This window comes from Micromonospora sp. DT4, assembly GCF_049841675.1.
Taxonomy (GTDB): domain Bacteria; phylum Actinomycetota; class Actinomycetes; order Mycobacteriales; family Micromonosporaceae; genus Micromonospora.
This window is the reverse complement of record NZ_JBNCKT010000025.1, coordinates 1-15,526: the sequence shown is the minus strand read 5'-3', so window position 1 is coordinate 15,526 and position 15,526 is coordinate 1. Positions and strand designations below refer to the sequence as shown.

Sequence of the window (15,526 nt, the reverse complement as noted above, 5' to 3'; positions counted from 1 at the left end):
GATACGACGACAGGCCCCGTCTCCCGCGATCTTCGGATCGTCGGAGGCGGGGCCTTCGCCATGTGGTCACCGCGCCGCCGGTGTCGCGATGACCACTCATGGGGGAGGCGATGGCGGGGCACCGGTCACCTCGCGCGCTTTGCTCTGCTGCAACGGAGGAAACGGTCGGTCTCCGATTACCGGACGGCACGTGTCTCCTGGGCTGAAGCAGAGCAGAGGAAGCGCGTGACAGGTCAGGGCGCCTACGGGTTCCTCGCGGGGTGGGCGTGTTTGGCGGGCGAGCCGTGATCCGGTTGACTGGTCTCGTGCTGAGAGTGGGTTTGACCGGCGGGATCGGGTCGGGCAAGAGCGCGGTGGCCGCGCGGCTGGTGGAGTTGGGCGCGGTGCTCGTGGACGCCGACCAGGTCGCCCGGGAGGTCGTCGCGCCGGGCACCGAGGGCCTCGCGGAGATCGTCGCCACCTTCTCAGCGGCGGTGCTGGACGCCGACGGCGCGCTGGACCGCGCCGCGCTGGGCGCGAGGGTGTTCTCCGACGAGGCCGCCCGCGGCCGGCTGGAGGCGATCACCCATCCTCGGGTACGGGCGCGCACCGCCGAGTTGGTCGCGGCGGTGCCGCCGGACGCGATCGTCGTCAACGACGTACCGCTGTTGGTGGAGGTGGGGCTCGCGCCGACGTACCACCTGGTGGTCGTGGTGCAGACGGCCGTGCCGATCCGACTGGAGCGGCTGACGCGCGACCGGGGGATGGACCGCGCGGAGGCCGAGCGGCGGATCGCCGCGCAGGCCGACGACGACCGCCGGCGGGCGGTCGCCGACGTGGTGTTGACCAACGACGGGAGTCTGGTGGCACTGCACGCCGCCGTGGACATGCTGTGGCGGCAGCGGCTGCAACCCTACGAGCACAACCTGCGGCAGCGGCGGGTCGCGCGGCCACCCGCGCGCGGCGACGCGCCCGAGGCCGACCCGAGCTGGCCCGAGCAGTACGCACGGCTGGCGGCCCGTATCCGCCACGCGCTCGACCCGGCAGACCTGCGGATCGACCACATCGGCGCGACCGCGGTGCCCGGCCTCGCCGCCGACGACGTCATCGACGTGCAGCTCGCCGTGCCCAGCCTCGCGGACGCCGACGGGCCGCTGGCCGACCGGCTGGCGAGCGCGGGATTCCCCCGGGTGCCGGGGCACTGGTGGGACGATCCGCGTCCGGCCGGCCGGGGGCGGTGGGAGAAGCGGCTGCACGGCAGCGCCGACCCGGATCGCCCGGTGCGTCTACACGTGCGGGCGGCGAATTCGCCCGGCTGGCGGTACGCGCTGCTCACGCGGGACCATCTGCGCGCCGACCCGGATCAGCGGTCCGCGTACCTGCTGCTCAAGCGGGATCTGGTGGACGCTGCGCCGCCCGTCGGTGACTCCGGCACGGCCGGCGACCCCTGGTTCGACGAGGAGTACCTGCGGGCCGAGCAGTGGGCCGCGCAGACCGGCTGGCGGCCCTGAGGGACGTGCCGGGTCCCGTGGTCAGCGTGTTCCGCTCGGTCGGGTGGCGGCGCGCGGTGGCGGAGCGAGGCGGGGGACGACGGCGGGATCGAGGTCCAGCTGTGCCCACGCGCCCGGGCCGGTGCGCAGCTCCACCCTGCGCAGCGAACCGTCCCGGCCGATCCAGTAGCGCAGCCATGCGTCCGCCACGCGGAGTTCCACCACGTCGACGGTCCGACCGTCGGCGAGGTCCTCGCGGACGCGCACGGGCGCATCACGCCGCGCCAGCGGGCCGGCGGCACTCACCGCGGCGTCGACCAGCAGGTCCAGGTCGTCCCGGGCGGACCGGGTGGTCCGCCACGCGCCGGAGGGGACCGGGAACGGAGGCCGCCCGGGGGTCTCGGCGGTGCCACCACCACCGGCCTCGGCCGGTACGTCCGTGCGGGACAGGCATGCGGCGTCGCGGTATAGCAGGGTGCGGCGACCGGGTACGCCGAGGTCGGCGACCGCCACGTAGGCGGTGCGGGCGGTCCAGCTCAACCAACCGGTGCCCCGCAGGTTGGTGTCGACGCCCAGCGGCGCGGTCAGCGTCAGCGTGGCGCCGCCCTGACCGCGCAGTCGGGCCGGCAGCGCGTCCAACCGTCGCTGCTCGGCGTCCGTGAGCGCCCGTGGCAGACCGGGTCGGCCGCCGAGCGCGTCCACCGGGTGCAGCGTGGGACGGTCGATCCGGTCGAGGAGCACCGTGACCGGCCCGACGCCGGGCAGCCGGGTCACCAGCTTGTGCAGTCGGCCGTCCCGGTCGAGCCAGTAGCGGGCCGACGCGTCCCCTCCGGCCGCTGCGGTGCCGGCCGCCATGGTGCCGGCCGGTGCGGTGCCGGCCGGTGCGGTGCCGGCCGGTGCGGTGCCGCCGGGGCTGGGCGCCGTGGTGGCCAGCGACGCCTGCAGCACGTCCAGCGTCCCGGCTGCGTCCACGTCCTCGGCGACCCAGCGGGCGTCACCACCGGTCGGGGCTCGGTCCGGACGGTCGGCGGCGAGGCCGAGGAGCAGGTCGAGGACCGGTGCCAGGCCCGTGCCGGGCGTCAGGTGACGCAGTTGCCAGCGGTCCGCCGGGGGCACCAGCGGTGGCGCGGCCGGGGTGGGCACGGCGCTCGGGTCCGGCCGGACCACGAGGACCGGGCCGCCGCTCTGCAACAGGCCGCGGTCGGCGCCTGCCCCCGGCCCGCCCACGTCCAGGTAGAGCAGGGGCCGCGACCAGTCCACCCAGCCCACCAGTTCGGTACGGGCGGCGCCGTCGCCGGCGGTGACGTGCAGACCAGCGCGTAGGTCCCGCAGGTTGGTGACCCGCATGGCGGCCAACCGCTCGGCCTCGGCGACGGTCAGCGGCCGGGCCGGCGCGGGTGGGTCGGGCGTCCAGCTCAGCAGCCCGACCACCAAGGCCGCCGCCGACGTCACCGCGGTCAGGGCGAGCAGGAGCAGCAGCGTACGGCGGCGGCGGGCCCGGGAACGTCCGGCGCCGTGGCCCTCGACGGGGCGGCCGCCGGGGTCGGGGGACATGTCGGCGCTGCGGTCCGTGGTGCCAGCGCGGGCGGTGTCGGAGGAGGGTGCCGGGGCTCCAGAGGTGTCCACGGATGTGAAACGGGCGGGACGGCACCGGGTGACGAGCGGGGAGCGACGAGTAGGGGCGCTCGCGGCGGCCGGTCTGCGCCGTGAGCGCGACCACACGGGTGCGCACGCCGGACGAGCCGGGTGCTGCGACCGCTGTGCCGGCGGCGACCGGCCGTGATGACGGCCTGGCCACCGGGCCCGGTCGGCCGCCGCGAGCGGCCTACATGAAGAGGGTAGTCCCGGTGATATGGGCCACACAATGGGAATATTGAAGCCGATCACGTACCCTGCGCGACGGCCGAACATGTCGGACCTGCGGCGTACCGTTGAGGTCATGGCGCTCGACATTCCTCGGCTCGACGGCCGCTTCCAGGTCGTCAGCGAATTCCAGCCGGCCGGCGACCAGCCGGCCGCCATCGATGACCTTGAGCGCCGGGTGCGGCGCGGCGACCGGACCTCGGTGCTCCTCGGCGCGACCGGCACCGGCAAGAGCGCCACCACCGCGTGGCTCATCGAGCGGCTGCAGCGCCCGACCCTGGTGCTCGCCCCGAACAAGACACTCTGCGCGCAGCTGGCCAAGGAGTTCAGCGAGCTGCTGCCGCACAACGCGGTCGAATACTTCGTGTCGTACTACGACTACTACCAGCCTGAGGCGTACATCCCGCAGACCGACACCTACATCGAGAAGGACTCCTCGATCAACGAGGAGGTCGAGCGGCTGCGCCACTCGGCGACGATGTCGCTGCTCACCCGCCGCGACGTGATCGTGGTGGCCACCGTCTCGGCGATCTACGGCCTGGGCACCCCCGAGGAATACCTGGACCGGGCGGTCAAGGTCCGGGTCGGCCAGGATCTCGACCGCGACCAGCTGCTGCGCCGGCTGGTCGACATCCAGTACACGCGCAACGACATGGCCTTCCAGCGGGGCACGTTCCGGGTCCGCGGTGACACGTTGGAGATCATCCCGGCGTACGAGGAGCTGGCCGTCCGCATCGAGCTGTTCGGTGACGAGGTGGAGAAGCTCTACTACCTCAACCCGTTGACTGGTGACGTGGTCCGCGAGGTCGACCAGTTGGTGATCTTCCCGGCGACGCACTACGCGGCGGGCCCGGAGCGGATGGAGCGGGCCATCCGCGACATCGAGGCGGAGCTGACCGAGCGGCTGGCCGAGCTGGAGCGCCAGGGCAAGCTGCTGGAGGCGCAGCGGCTGCGGATGCGCACGACGTACGACATCGAGATGATGCGGCAGGTGGGCTTCTGCTCCGGCATCGAGAACTACTCGATGCACATGGACGGGCGGCTGCCGGGTAGCCCGCCGCACTGCCTGCTCGACTACTTCCCGGACGACTTCCTCACGGTGGTCGACGAGTCGCACGTGACGATCCCGCAGATCGGCAGCATGTACGAGGGTGATGCCTCCCGCAAGCGGATGCTCATCGACCACGGGTTCCGGCTGCCCAGCGCCGCCGACAACCGCCCGCTGCGCTTCGACGAGTTCCTGGAGCGGGTCGGCCAGATGGTCTGCCTCTCCGCGACCCCCGGTACGTGGGAGATGGAGCAGGCCCAGGGCGAGTTCGTCGAGCAGGTCATCCGCCCCACCGGTCTGGTCGACCCGCAGGTCGTGATCAAGCCGACCAAGGGTCAGATCGACGACCTGATGCACGAGATCAAACTGCGGACCGACCGTGACGAGCGGGTGCTCGTCACGACGCTGACCAAGAAGATGGCCGAGGACCTGTCGGACTACCTGCTCGAGAACGGCGTCCGGGTGCGCTACCTGCACTCCGAGGTCGACACGCTGCGCCGGGTCGAGTTGCTGCGCGAGCTGCGCAAGGGCGAGTACGACGTGCTGGTCGGCATCAACCTGCTCCGCGAGGGTCTGGACCTGCCCGAGGTGTCGCTGGTGGCGATCCTCGACGCCGACAAGGAAGGCTTCCTGCGCAGCGGCCGGTCCCTGATCCAGACCATCGGGCGGGCCGCCCGTAACGTCTCGGGCCAGGTGCACATGTACGCCGACAAGATCACGCCGTCGATGGCGGCGGCGATCGACGAGACCGACCGGCGTCGTGCCAAGCAGACCGCGCACAACGAGGCACACGGCATCAGTCCGGAGCCACTGCGCAAGAAGATCCACGACATCCTGGACGACATCTACCGCGAGGCGGAGGACACCGAGAACTCCCGGGTCGGCGGCGCGGTCCGCCAGCTCTCCCGGGGCAAGGCACCCGTCAAGGAGACCCGCAGCCGCAGCCGGGCCACCGCCGCCACCACCTCACGGGAGGGGATGGCCCGCGCCGACCTCGCCCAGCTCATTCAGGAGCTCAACGATCAGATGCTGGCTGCGGCCCGCGAGCTGCAGTTCGAGCTGGCGGCGCGGATTCGCGACGAGGTCGCCGACCTGAAGAAGGAGCTACGCGGCATGGACGCCGCCGGCGTGAAGTGACATCTCATCCGGGACTTCCACCAGTTCGCCGGCGGCGCTCCGGCGGCGCTCCTCGCCGCACGCTCCGCCGTCTGACGCGAGATCCGGCGGACCGAGAACGCGGCCCGACAACGGTGGCGGCCCGACAACGGTGGCGGCCCGACAACGGTGGCGGCCCGACAACGGTGGCGGCCCGACAACGGTGGCGGTCCGAGACCGACTTGGGTCCAGGGACGTGGGGGGGGCGTCCCGGCCGCGCCGACAGCCCGGTGGCGCGGTGCGGGTCATTCGGCACGTACCGGCCCTGAGTAGGGAACGTTGGCCTGTTCGGCACCGGATGTCCCGGCTAGGCACGATCACCTCGGTTGCGGTACGCAAGCACGCTATTGCACTGGGTGATCGTCCTGCGTACGCTCCCTCGATGGGGAGGCGGGGATGCCGTTGCCAACAAGTCCTGTCATTCGACGCGCGCGGCTCGGCGCTGAGCTGCGTCAGTTACGCCGACGCGAGGCGCTGACCCTGGAACAGGTCTGCGACCGGTTGGGCTGGGCCTCGACGTCGAAGCTGTCCCGCATCGAGCTGGGGCAGAGCCGTCCGGATCTCGCCGATGTGCTGGATCTGCTCGACGTCTACCAGGTGCCCGGGCCGGCCCGGGACGCGCTGATCGTGATCGCGCGGGACGCCGCCACCAGTCGCGGCTGGTGGAAGACGCTCGGCGAGATGAGCGAACGGCAGCGTGTCTACGCCGAGTTGGAGGCGGGCGCGGCCGACATCGTGGAGTACCAGCCGTCGGTCGTGCCGGGGCTGCTCCAGACGCCGGCGTACGCCCGCTCCCGGGTCGCCGCCGGCGTCCTGCTCAGCCCCGAGGTCGACGTGGAGGCCGAGGTGCGGGCCCGGGCGCTGCGCCAGGAGATGCTGCGGCGGGCCGACCCGCCGCGCTACACGGCGGTGCTCGCCGAGGCGGTGTGCGACCCGGGTGACCTGCCGCTCGACACCTGGCGTGAGCAGTTGCGGCACCTGGTGGCGGTGACCGGGCTGGCGCACGTGACGGTGCGGCTGCTGCCCCGCGGGGTGGCGGGCGGCGGGCTGCACCCCCTCACGCCGTACTCCTGGTATGCCTTTCCCGACCCGGCGGATCCGCGGACGGTGATGTTGGAGGCGTTGACCACCGACGTCCGCCTGGCGACCATGCTCGACGTCGACAGGTACGAGCGGATGACCGCGGCGCTGCTGGCGGCGGCGTTGTCACCGGAGGAGACGGTCACCGCGTTGGCCCGCCGCGTCGGGCAGTAGGGCTCACCCGCGCGGCCACCGGGCCCGGCGCCCCCGAGACCGTCGGGACCGGCGACCCGCGCGTGCGGGAGCACGATAACCGCGGGGTACGACAGCTCCACTCAGGCCGGTACGTCGAGGAAGTGCTCGACGAGCGGCGGGCCGGCGAAGTGCGGCCCGATGAGCGCGCGCCACTGCGCGAACCGGTCGGTGTCCCGGAAGTTCTTCTCGTGCGCCTCGACCGAGTCCCACTCCACCAGCAGCACGAACCGGGTGGTGGACTCGATGCCCCGGGTCATCCGGACCGACCGGCAGCCGGGCGTTCCGGCGAGCACCGGGTGACCCTGGGCGTACGCGGCGGCGAACGCGTCCTCGTGTCCGGGCAGTACGTCGATCAGCGCGACCTCAAGCACCATGCCGGCAAGCCTTTCACGGCCCGGGGTCGTGGGGGTGCCGCGGGGCCTGTTCCGGCGTCGGCACACGCCCTAAGGTGTGCCGGGAGGGGGCATCATGATCATCGACTGGCTCACCGGCACCGCGTTCCGGGTGGCCGGCGTCGGCACCACCTGGGCGGAACTGCTGGGGTTCGCCACCGGCGTGCTCAACGTGTGGCTGGTGGCCCGGCAGCGCGTCGCCAACTGGCCGATCGGCATCGCCAACGTGCTGCTGCTCATGCTGCTGTTCTGGACGGCCGGGTTGTACGCCGACGCCGGGCTCCAGGTCGTCTACGTGGCGCTGGGCTGCTACGGCTGGTGGCACTGGTTGTTCGGTGGCGAGCGGCGGACCCGCCTCACGGTGAGCCGGACCGGCCGGCGGGAGTGGGTGACGCTGGCGGTCGTCGGTGTGCTGCTCACCGGCGCGCTCTGGGCCCTGCTGGACCGGGTCACCGACTCGACGGTGCCGCTGCCGGACGCGCTGACGACGGCCCTGTCCCTGCTGGCGACGTACGGGCAGACCCGCAAGCGGGTGGAGAGCTGGTGGCTCTGGATCGCCGCCGATCTCATCTACATCCCGCTGTACGCCTACAAGGGTCTGCACCTGACCGCCGTGCTGTACCTGGTCTTCCTCGCCCTGTGTGTGGTCGGGCTGCGGGCCTGGCGGGCCGATGAGCGCCGGCTCGACCGGGTGACCCCGGTGCCGCCCGGCCCGGCGCCGGTGCGCGCGTGAACGGGCGGGCTTCGGACCGTACGCCAGCTCAGCCGAGCTGGGTGCCCGAGTTCGGGCACGGGATGGTGGTGGGGAAGTTCTATCCGCCGCACGCCGGCCACCACGCCCTGATCGCGGCGGCGGCCGCCCGCTGCGCCGTGCTCACCGTGGTGGTGGCGCCGTCGCGGCGGGAGTCGATCCCGCTCGCGGCCCGGTTGGACTGGCTGCGGGAGGTGCACGCGGACACGCCGTGGGTCCGGTTCGTCGGCCGGTACGACGACCACCCGGTGGACTACGCCGACCCGGCGGTCTGGGATGCGCACTGCGCGGTGTTCCGTGCGGCGGTCGGGCCGGAGAAGGTGGACGCCGTCTTCTCCTCCGAGGCGTACGGCGTGGAGCTGGCCCGCCGCTTCGGGGCCGTACCCGTGTCGGTGGATCAGGATCGGCGGACCGTGCCGGTGTCCGGGACGGCGGTGCGCGCGGACCCGGCCGGTCACTGGCGGTGGCTGAGCCCGCCGGTGCGGGCCTTTCTCGTGCGGCGGGTCGTGGTGGTCGGCGCCGAGTCGACCGGCACCACCACGATGGCCGAGGCGCTCGCGGCGCACTACGGCACCGTCTGGGTGCCGGAGTACGGCCGGGAGTTGACGGCACGCAAGCTCGCCCGGCTGTGGGAGCGGTCGCCCGGGGCGACAATCTTCGACGTCGGCTGGGACCGGGACGACTTCCGCGTGGTGGTTCGCGAGCAGCAGGCGGCCGAGGACGCGGCGGCCCGATCGTCGGGGCCGTTGCTGTTCTGCGACACCGACGCGCGGGCCACCGCGGTCTGGGAGGAGCGCTACCTGGGCAACGCGTCGCCGCAGGTGCGGGAGGCGGCCCGCCGGCCGGCGCTGTACCTGCTGACCGACCACCGGGACGTGCCCTTCGCCGACGACGGGTTGCGCGACGGCGAGCACCTGCGGGCCTGGATGACCGGGCGGTTCCGGGACGAGTTGGCCGGGTCCGGCGTGCCGGTGGTGGAGTTGACCGGGTCGCACGCCGAGCGGCTGGCGCGGGCCGTGCAGGTCTGCGACGACCTGTTGGCGGCGGGCTGGTCGTTCGCGGAGCCGATCACCGCACCCGACACGCTAGCCTCCTAGGACGACCAGGAGGGTGTGTCGCGGAGCCGCTCGCACCACGCGGCGCCTCAGGTGTGATCACGGCGCGTGGTGGGCAACAATGGTCCCCGAGGAGGGGAGTATTCCCCCGTGACGAAGTCGTCAGCACGGACGATCGCCGGATCCTCGGCGACCGACCCGGCTTCGTCGGTCGCCGTCCCGTTCGCGGGCCGGAGGCGGAAGAGACCTCCGACAGTCACCAGAGTGAGCGACAGCGGCACGCCGGCCCCGGCAGGGGCGTACGGTGTGCCCGACGCCGCGTGTCTGCCGGAGGAATGAACGTTGGACGTGTCCGGATTGGTGTGGGCGGCAACGCTCGTCGCGCTGTCTGCGGTGCTGCTCGTCGATCTGTTGATCATCGGTCGGCGTCCCCACGAGCCGAGCGTGCGCGAGTCGAGCCTCTGGGTCGCCTTCTACGTCGGCCTCGCCCTGCTCTTCGGCGCCGGCGTCTGGCTGGCCTCGGGGGCCAGCGCGGCGGGGCAGTTCTACACCGGCTGGCTCACCGAGTACAGCCTCTCGGTGGACAACCTCTTCGTCTTCGTCATCATCATGGCCCGGTTCGGGGTGCCCCGGCAGTACCAGCAGAAGGTGCTGCTCATCGGGATAGTGCTGGCGTTGGTGATGCGCGGCGGGTTCATCGCCGCCGGCGCGGCGTTGATCTCGCAGTTCTCCTGGGTCTTCTACATCTTCGGCGCGTTCCTGATCTACACGGCGGTCAACCTGGCCCGCCAGGGTGAGCCGGACGAGGGCGAGTTCTCCGAGAACATCCTGATCCGGTGGAGCCGTCGGGCGCTGCCCATCTCCAAGGGCTACGACGACGCGAAGCTGACGACCCACGAGAACGGGCGGCGGCTGTTCACCCCGATGCTCATCGTGATGATCGCGATCGGCACCACCGACCTGATCTTCGCGCTGGACTCGATCCCGGCGATCTTCGGGATCACGCAGGAGCCGTACCTGGTCTTCACCGCGAACGTCTTCGCGCTGATGGGTCTGCGTCAGCTCTACTTCCTGCTCGGTGGCCTGCTCGACCGGTTGATCTACCTCAGCTACGGGCTGGCGGTCGTGCTGGGCTTCATCGGGGTCAAGCTGGTGCTGGAGGCGCTGGCCGACAACAACCTGCCGTTCATCAACGGTGGGAAGCACGTCGCGTGGGCGCCGCACATCCCGATCTGGCTGTCCCTGCTGGTCATCATCGGCACGCTGGGCATCGCCACCGTCGCCAGCCTGATCAAGTCCGCCCGCGACCGGCGTCGGGAGTTGGCCGAGGCCCGACGCTGAGCCTCAGGGCCTGTTTCATGAGGACTGGCCGGCCGCCCTCATGAAACAGGCCCTAACCGTCCGGGCGCGGTGACGGGTCCGGCCGGTCAGACCCGGTGCACGCCGACGAGAGTGGCCGTGCGGTCGGCCGGCAGACGCTCCTCGAGCACCCGACGCCGCCGGTAGCAGGCGTGCAGCATCCGCCGGTTCGTGGAGCCGTCGGCGACGGCCGTGACGATGCCGATGTGGTGGATCTTCCGGCCGGGCCGGGCGAAGAAGTAGAGGTCGCCGGGGCGTTCCGCGCCCAGCGTGAGGGGGGTCGTCGCCCCGGCCTGGTCGTCGGCGTCGCGGGGGAGCAGCACGCCGAACCGGCGCCAGGCCAGGTGGACGAGGCCCGAGCAGTCGATGCCGTACGCCGAGAGTCCGCCCCAGATGTAGACCACGTCCAGCAGCCGCTGGGCCACCGCGAGCGCGTCGGCGGCGCTGGGCGGTCCGGTCCGCGCCGGGGCGAGGTGTCCGTCGGGCAGCCAGAGCGGCGTGGCCTGACCGGGGACGTGGACCTGTTGCCAGCCGTCGTGGGCCGGGCCGGCCGGGACGAGGCGGGTGCCCACGACGATTCCGGGCAGCACCACCGGCCCGGCCGGGGCGGCGCGTAGCCCGGTGACGGTGGCGTCGACAACGAGCGGGTCGTCGCTGACGGTGGGGTCCTGGGGGGTCAGTTGGTCGGCGGGGAGCCAGCCCGGGTAGCCCCGGGGGTCGAGCTTGGCGGCCGGCTGCTCGACGGCGACGACACGCGCCCAGCCGTCCGGGCGCAGTTCGTCGACGAGCACCCGCTCGCCGAGCAGGAGCTGACTCAGCACACAGTCGCCGACCTGCTGGTCGGTGTCCAGGCCGGAGACCCAGGTGGGGATGTCGACACCGGTTGTGAGCGCGGGGCCGTCGACCGGCCGGACCGCCTCGGGGGATGACCACAGCGTCGCCACCGCGACCCGGACGACGGCCTTGCGGCCCGGTTGTAGCTGCACGTCGACCCCCAGCTCGTCTCGGCTGTCCGGGGAGAACCCTATGAAGAAAAGCGACGATCCTCAACCACGAGTCTGCATCTTTACTTCAGTCAGACCAGAAATTCCCAGGCCAGGCGCATCCGGCAGGACGACTGTCGACCCCTCGTAGCGAATTCCGCCCTGCACCGGCGACCAGGCCAGCCACCAGGCGGCGTCCAGGTCGGCGACCGCCGTGGTGCCGTACGCGGCCACCAGGCTCGCCGCCGCGCCGATGCCGACCTGACTCTCCATCATCGACCCGACCACCGTGCCGAGCCCGTGCGCGCGGGCCAACTCCAGCAGGGTGCGCGCCGGGTGCAGCCCGCCACACTTGGCCAGCTTGACGTTGACCAGGTCGGCGGCCCGGCGACGGATCACCTCCACCAGGTCGCGGACCCCGAAGACCGCCTCGTCGGCCAGGATCGGCACCGACACCCGGTCGCTGACCCACGCCAGCCCGTCCAGGTCCCAGCGGGCCACCGGCTGCTCCACCAGCTCCACGTCCAGCTCGGCGTCCTCGATGCCGCGGATCACCCGGACCGCCTCGCGCGGTGTCCAGCCCTGGTTGGCGTCCAGCCGGATGCGCACTCCGGCGCCGACCGCCGCGCGCACCGCCCGTACCCGGTCCAGGTCGCCGGCCGCATCCGTGCCGACCTTGAGCTTGAGCACGCCGAAGCCGTCGGCCCGCCGCTGACGCGCGGCCGCCGCCAGGTCGACCGCGTCGCCCGCGGCGAGAGTGACGTCCGTCGGCACACGCAGGGCCGTGCCGCCGAGCAACCTCGCCAGGGGTACGTCCAGACGCCGCGCGGCCAGGTCGTGCAGGGCGACGTCCACCGCCGCCTTCGCCGCCTCGTTGCCGACCACCGCCCGCTGCACCTCGGCGCAGCGGGCCACCAGGTCGTCCGGGTCGCGTCCGGTGAGCAGTGGACCGAGCAACTCCTGTACGCACGCCTGCGCGCCGGCGACCGACGCGCCGGTGACCTGCCACACCTGCGGTGCCTCGCCGAAGCCGGACCGACCATCGGCGTCGATGAGCTCGACGATCAGGGTGTCCACGGTGGTGGTGCGGCGCAGCGCGGTGACGAACGGGGTGTGTAAGGGGGCGGAAACCCGGTGGGTGCGTACCGCCGAGATCGTCATGTGGGGCGCGGCTTGAGACCCCTCCGCCTGCAGGCGAAGAAGGAAACGCCGCTACCTCCCTTCGATATTCGTGTTACACGATGGACCGCTAGAATGTGAGGCATGGGTGAGGCGGTGAAGCGAGCGTACAGGTATCGCTTCTATCCGACCGCCACGCAAGCCGAGCAGCTCAGCCACACCTTTGGCTGCGTCCGCAAGGTATAACCTTGCCCTTGACGCGCGTACCCGTGCATGGGTGGTCGATCGGCAACGCAGCACCTATGCGCAATCGTCGGCGTGGCTCACCGAGTGGAAACGCACCGCCGAGATGGCCTACCTCAACGAAGTCAGCTCCGTGCCCTTGCAGCAGACGCTTCGGCACCTGCAAGCCGGATTTTCGGCGTTCTGGGACAAGCGGTCGCGCTACCCGCGATTCAAGACCAAGCGCGCGTCGCGGGCGTCGGCAGAGTACACCCGCTCAGCATTCCGCTGGCGTGACGGCCAGCTGACTCTGGCGAAGGTGGACGCGCCGCCCCGCGTTACGAGCGCGCTGACCGGCGCAAGCTGGCCAAAGCGCAACGCACTCTGTCCCGCAGAGCCAAGGAGTCCGCAAATCGGGCCAAAGCGCGGGTTGCGGTGGCCCGGATCCCTGCCCGCATTGCCGACCGGCGGCGCGATCACCTGCATGAGTTGTCGACTCGCCTCGTCCGTGACAACCAAACGGTCGTGATCGAAGACCTCAGCGTTCGTAACTTGCTGCGCAATCACCGCATGGCCCGCGCCATTTCCGACGCGGCGTGGACGCGGTTGCGCAGCATGATCGAGTACAAAGCGGCCTGGTACGGGCGGGACCGTCGTCCCCGTCGACCGCTGGCATCCGAGCACGAAGACCTGCTCGGCGTGCGGGCGGGTCAACACCGCGATGACCCTCGGCGTTCGTGTTTGGACGTGTCTCGGCTGCGATGCCGTGCATGATCGCGACGTCAACGCCGCCCGCAACATTCTCGCCGCCGGACTGGCGGAGAGGTAAAACGCCTGTGGAGGGACGGTAAGACCTCACCCGCGCAAGCGGCGAAGGCGCGACCCTGTGAAACAGGAACTCCCCTCAGGTGACCGAGGGAGCTTCGCCCCTCAGGCGGCGGAGCAGGCCAAGTGGGGCACCCTATACGCGTGCGCGCGTACACGGGGCGGACTGCCTCGGCATAGGGAGGGGGACCGGATGGCCGGGCGGGACTGGGAGATGGTGGGTGCGCCGAACGCGCGTGACCTGGGTGGCCTCGTCGGCGTCGACGGGCGGCGCGTACGCGTCCGGCAGTTGATCCGCTCCCCGGCCCTGGGCCGGCTCACCGACTCCGACCTGCCGGTGCTGGCGAAGCTGGGCCCGGCGTGCGTGCTCGATCTGCGGGACGGCTCGGAGATCGCGGTCGCCCCGACGGACCGGCTGGCCGGCGAGCCCCGGGTGGTGCACCTGCCGGTGCACGATCCGGAACACCCGGTCTTCACATACGTCTCGGCGGTGCTGCTCGGCCACGACCTCGACTCCTACGAGGAACTGGCCCGGCGGGGCACGGCGGGGGCGATGGCCGAGATCTACCGGTGGTTCGTCACGGGGGAGTCGGCGCGGGTCAACTTCGGCGCGGCGGCGCGGCTGGCCGCCGAGCCGGACAATCTGCCGTTGGTCTACCACTGCTCGGCCGGCAAGGACCGCACCGGGTGGCTCACCGTCATCCTGCTCACCGCGCTCGGGGTGGACGAGGCCGCGATCCGCGCCGAGTACCTGCGCAACAACGAGCTGACCGACAGTCTGCGGGCGGTGATCGTCGAGGCGATGCGCCGGCGGAACCCCGAGCTGGACGTCGACGCGGTGCTGCCGGTGCTGGAGGTCCGCGCCGAGTACCTCGACGCCGGCTACGACGAGGTGTGCCGGGTGCACGGCTCGTTCGACGGCTACCTGCGCGACGGGTTGGGGCTGACCGACGAGGTTGTCGGGGCGCTGCGGGCGCACCTGTTGGAGTGAACCCGTCCGGCTCAGAGCCGGTGGCGGGCCGCCCAGACCTCGGCCGAAACGCGCGCGATCAGGCGGCAGGGGTCGTCCTCGGCCCCCTCGCCGCCGTCGTCCAGGTCGGTCGTGGTGCACACGGCGATGACGTACGGCGGGGCATCGTCGGGCAGCACCACGCCGGCACCGTGGCGCACACCGCGTACCCAGCCGTTCTTGAGCGCGATCCGGGTGCCCTCGGGCAGGCCGGCGGCCAGGTCCTCGCGGTGCTCCTGGGCGAGCAGCACGTCCAGCATAGCGGCGCAGCCGGCCGGCGAGGCGAGGCGACCGGGAGTGGTGGCGCCGCTGGCCAGCGCGCCCAGCAGGGCGGCCAGGTCGGCGGCGGTGACGGTGTTGGTGATGCCGGCGTCGCGGGCCGCGAAGTCCTCGATGCCGCGGCCGGTGACGCTGTCGTGGGCACCGGCCAGCGCCCACACCGCGGCCACCACGGGCAGCCCGACGTGCCCGATGACCAGGTTCGTGGCCAGGTTGCTGGACCGTACGATCATCCGCTCGGCCAGCCAGCGCAGCGACGCCGTGCCGCCGAGCCGGTCCCAGACCGCGTCGTCGTTGTCGTAGTGCGGGGCGCAGGAGAACCGGGGCGCACCGGGCTGGGCCGAGTCGAACTCGTTGACCACCGGGACGTCGGCGTCCAGGTCCAGCGTGCCGGCCTCGGCGGCGCGGTGCAGCGCGGCCAGCACCGCCACCTTCATCGTGCTGGCGGCGTAGTGGCCGGCGCGGGCGTGGCGGGTCCAGGTCGGTGGCGCGCCCAGTCGACCCACGTACGCCGAGACGGTGCCCGGCACCGTGTCCAGGTGGGCGTCGAGATCATCCCAGGTCATGCCGGTGACCGTAGCTGATCAACCGGCGCCGGACGGATGTACCCCGGGCGGGGTGCGAAAGGGCGCGGGGGGCCCCCGCCGCCCCCCCCCCCCCGGGGGGGGTGGGGACCCCGGGGGGGTGGGGGGGGCGGCGGCCCCCCCCCCCCGCGGCAGGTG

At 72.2% G+C, this 15,526-nt stretch carries 13 protein-coding genes and 2 pseudogenes; 10 read left to right on the top strand and 5 right to left on the bottom strand.

The window, feature by feature from the left end; translation table 11 throughout:
- Positions 1-305: 305 nt before the first annotated feature.
- On the top strand, positions 306-1,490 hold the full coding sequence (gene coaE, locus ACLQ24_RS10365; protein WP_425890739.1) for a dephospho-CoA kinase: 1,185 nt from the start codon (positions 306-308) through the stop codon (positions 1,488-1,490).
- Positions 1,491-1,511: 21 nt separating this feature from the next.
- Here coaE and ACLQ24_RS10360 read toward each other — a convergent pair whose 3' ends face one another.
- Positions 1,512-3,095, bottom strand: coding sequence for a hypothetical protein (locus ACLQ24_RS10360; RefSeq protein WP_425890737.1), 1,584 nt, complete (start codon positions 3,093-3,095; stop codon positions 1,512-1,514).
- A 313-nt stretch (positions 3,096-3,408) separates the two neighbouring features.
- On the opposite strand from ACLQ24_RS10360, the gene uvrB reads away from it, so the two are divergent.
- Positions 3,409-5,517 (top strand): excinuclease ABC subunit UvrB, encoded by a 2,109-nt coding sequence (gene uvrB / locus ACLQ24_RS10355; RefSeq protein ID WP_425890735.1) that lies wholly within the window; start codon positions 3,409-3,411, stop codon positions 5,515-5,517.
- 414 nt (positions 5,518-5,931) lie between these two features.
- Positions 5,932-6,789: a helix-turn-helix domain-containing protein gene (locus ACLQ24_RS10350; RefSeq protein WP_425890733.1), complete on the top strand. Its 858-nt coding sequence runs from the start codon at positions 5,932-5,934 to the stop codon at positions 6,787-6,789.
- Positions 6,790-6,890: 101 nt separating this feature from the next.
- Here ACLQ24_RS10350 and ACLQ24_RS10345 read toward each other — a convergent pair whose 3' ends face one another.
- Positions 6,891-7,184 (bottom strand): antibiotic biosynthesis monooxygenase family protein, encoded by a 294-nt coding sequence (locus ACLQ24_RS10345; protein ID WP_425890731.1) that lies wholly within the window; start codon positions 7,182-7,184, stop codon positions 6,891-6,893.
- Positions 7,185-7,278: 94 nt separating this feature from the next.
- Between ACLQ24_RS10345 and pnuC the strand changes: the two genes are divergently transcribed.
- The 3 genes from pnuC (at position 7,279) to ACLQ24_RS10330 (ending at position 10,349) form a co-directional block, all read left to right on the top strand.
- Entirely contained in the window at positions 7,279-7,935 is a 657-nt protein-coding gene (gene pnuC / locus ACLQ24_RS10340; protein WP_425890729.1) for a nicotinamide riboside transporter PnuC, read from the top strand.
- Positions 7,932-9,050 carry an AAA family ATPase gene (locus tag ACLQ24_RS10335; protein WP_425890727.1) on the top strand — a complete coding sequence of 373 codons (1,119 nt, stop codon included), beginning with the start codon at positions 7,932-7,934 and terminating at the stop codon, positions 9,048-9,050. The genes pnuC and ACLQ24_RS10335 overlap by 4 nt, the downstream gene beginning before the upstream one ends.
- A 300-nt stretch (positions 9,051-9,350) precedes the next feature.
- Complete coding sequence (locus tag ACLQ24_RS10330; protein WP_425890725.1) at positions 9,351-10,349, top strand: TerC family protein; 999 nt, start codon at positions 9,351-9,353, stop codon at positions 10,347-10,349.
- Between the two features lie 86 nt (positions 10,350-10,435).
- On the opposite strand, the gene ACLQ24_RS10325 is transcribed toward ACLQ24_RS10330, so the two are convergent.
- Together ACLQ24_RS10325 and ACLQ24_RS10320 are read right to left on the bottom strand one after the other, a co-directional pair.
- Positions 10,436-11,353: an NlpC/P60 family protein gene (locus ACLQ24_RS10325; RefSeq protein ID WP_425890723.1), complete on the bottom strand. Its 918-nt coding sequence runs from the start codon at positions 11,351-11,353 to the stop codon at positions 10,436-10,438.
- Between the two features lie 60 nt (positions 11,354-11,413).
- The gene (locus tag ACLQ24_RS10320) at positions 11,414-12,511 is read right to left on the bottom strand and encodes a mandelate racemase/muconate lactonizing enzyme family protein (protein WP_425890721.1); all 1,098 of its coding nucleotides are present in this window, start codon (positions 12,509-12,511) and stop codon (positions 11,414-11,416) included.
- A 102-nt stretch (positions 12,512-12,613) separates the two neighbouring features.
- Here ACLQ24_RS10320 and ACLQ24_RS10315 point away from each other — a divergent pair, with 102 nt between their 5' ends.
- The 4 genes and pseudogenes from ACLQ24_RS10315 to ACLQ24_RS10300 all read left to right on the top strand — a co-directional run bounded on the left by ACLQ24_RS10315 (position 12,614) and on the right by ACLQ24_RS10300 (position 14,507).
- Positions 12,614-12,715 (top strand): helix-turn-helix domain-containing protein, encoded by a 102-nt coding sequence (locus ACLQ24_RS10315; protein ID WP_425890719.1) that lies wholly within the window; start codon positions 12,614-12,616, stop codon positions 12,713-12,715.
- A gap of 339 nt (positions 12,716-13,054) precedes the next feature.
- Positions 13,055-13,279: pseudogene (locus ACLQ24_RS10310) on the top strand (transposase); the annotation flags it as partial.
- A gap of 64 nt (positions 13,280-13,343) precedes the next feature.
- Positions 13,344-13,520, top strand: a pseudogene (locus tag ACLQ24_RS10305) (zinc ribbon domain-containing protein); the annotation flags it as partial.
- Between the two features lie 189 nt (positions 13,521-13,709).
- Entirely contained in the window at positions 13,710-14,507 is a 798-nt protein-coding gene (locus ACLQ24_RS10300; protein WP_425890717.1) for a tyrosine-protein phosphatase, read from the top strand.
- A gap of 11 nt (positions 14,508-14,518) precedes the next feature.
- Here ACLQ24_RS10300 and ACLQ24_RS10295 read toward each other — a convergent pair whose 3' ends face one another.
- Positions 14,519-15,370 (bottom strand): serine hydrolase, encoded by an 852-nt coding sequence (locus ACLQ24_RS10295; RefSeq protein ID WP_425890715.1) that lies wholly within the window; start codon positions 15,368-15,370, stop codon positions 14,519-14,521.
- Positions 15,371-15,526: the final 156 nt, after the last annotated feature.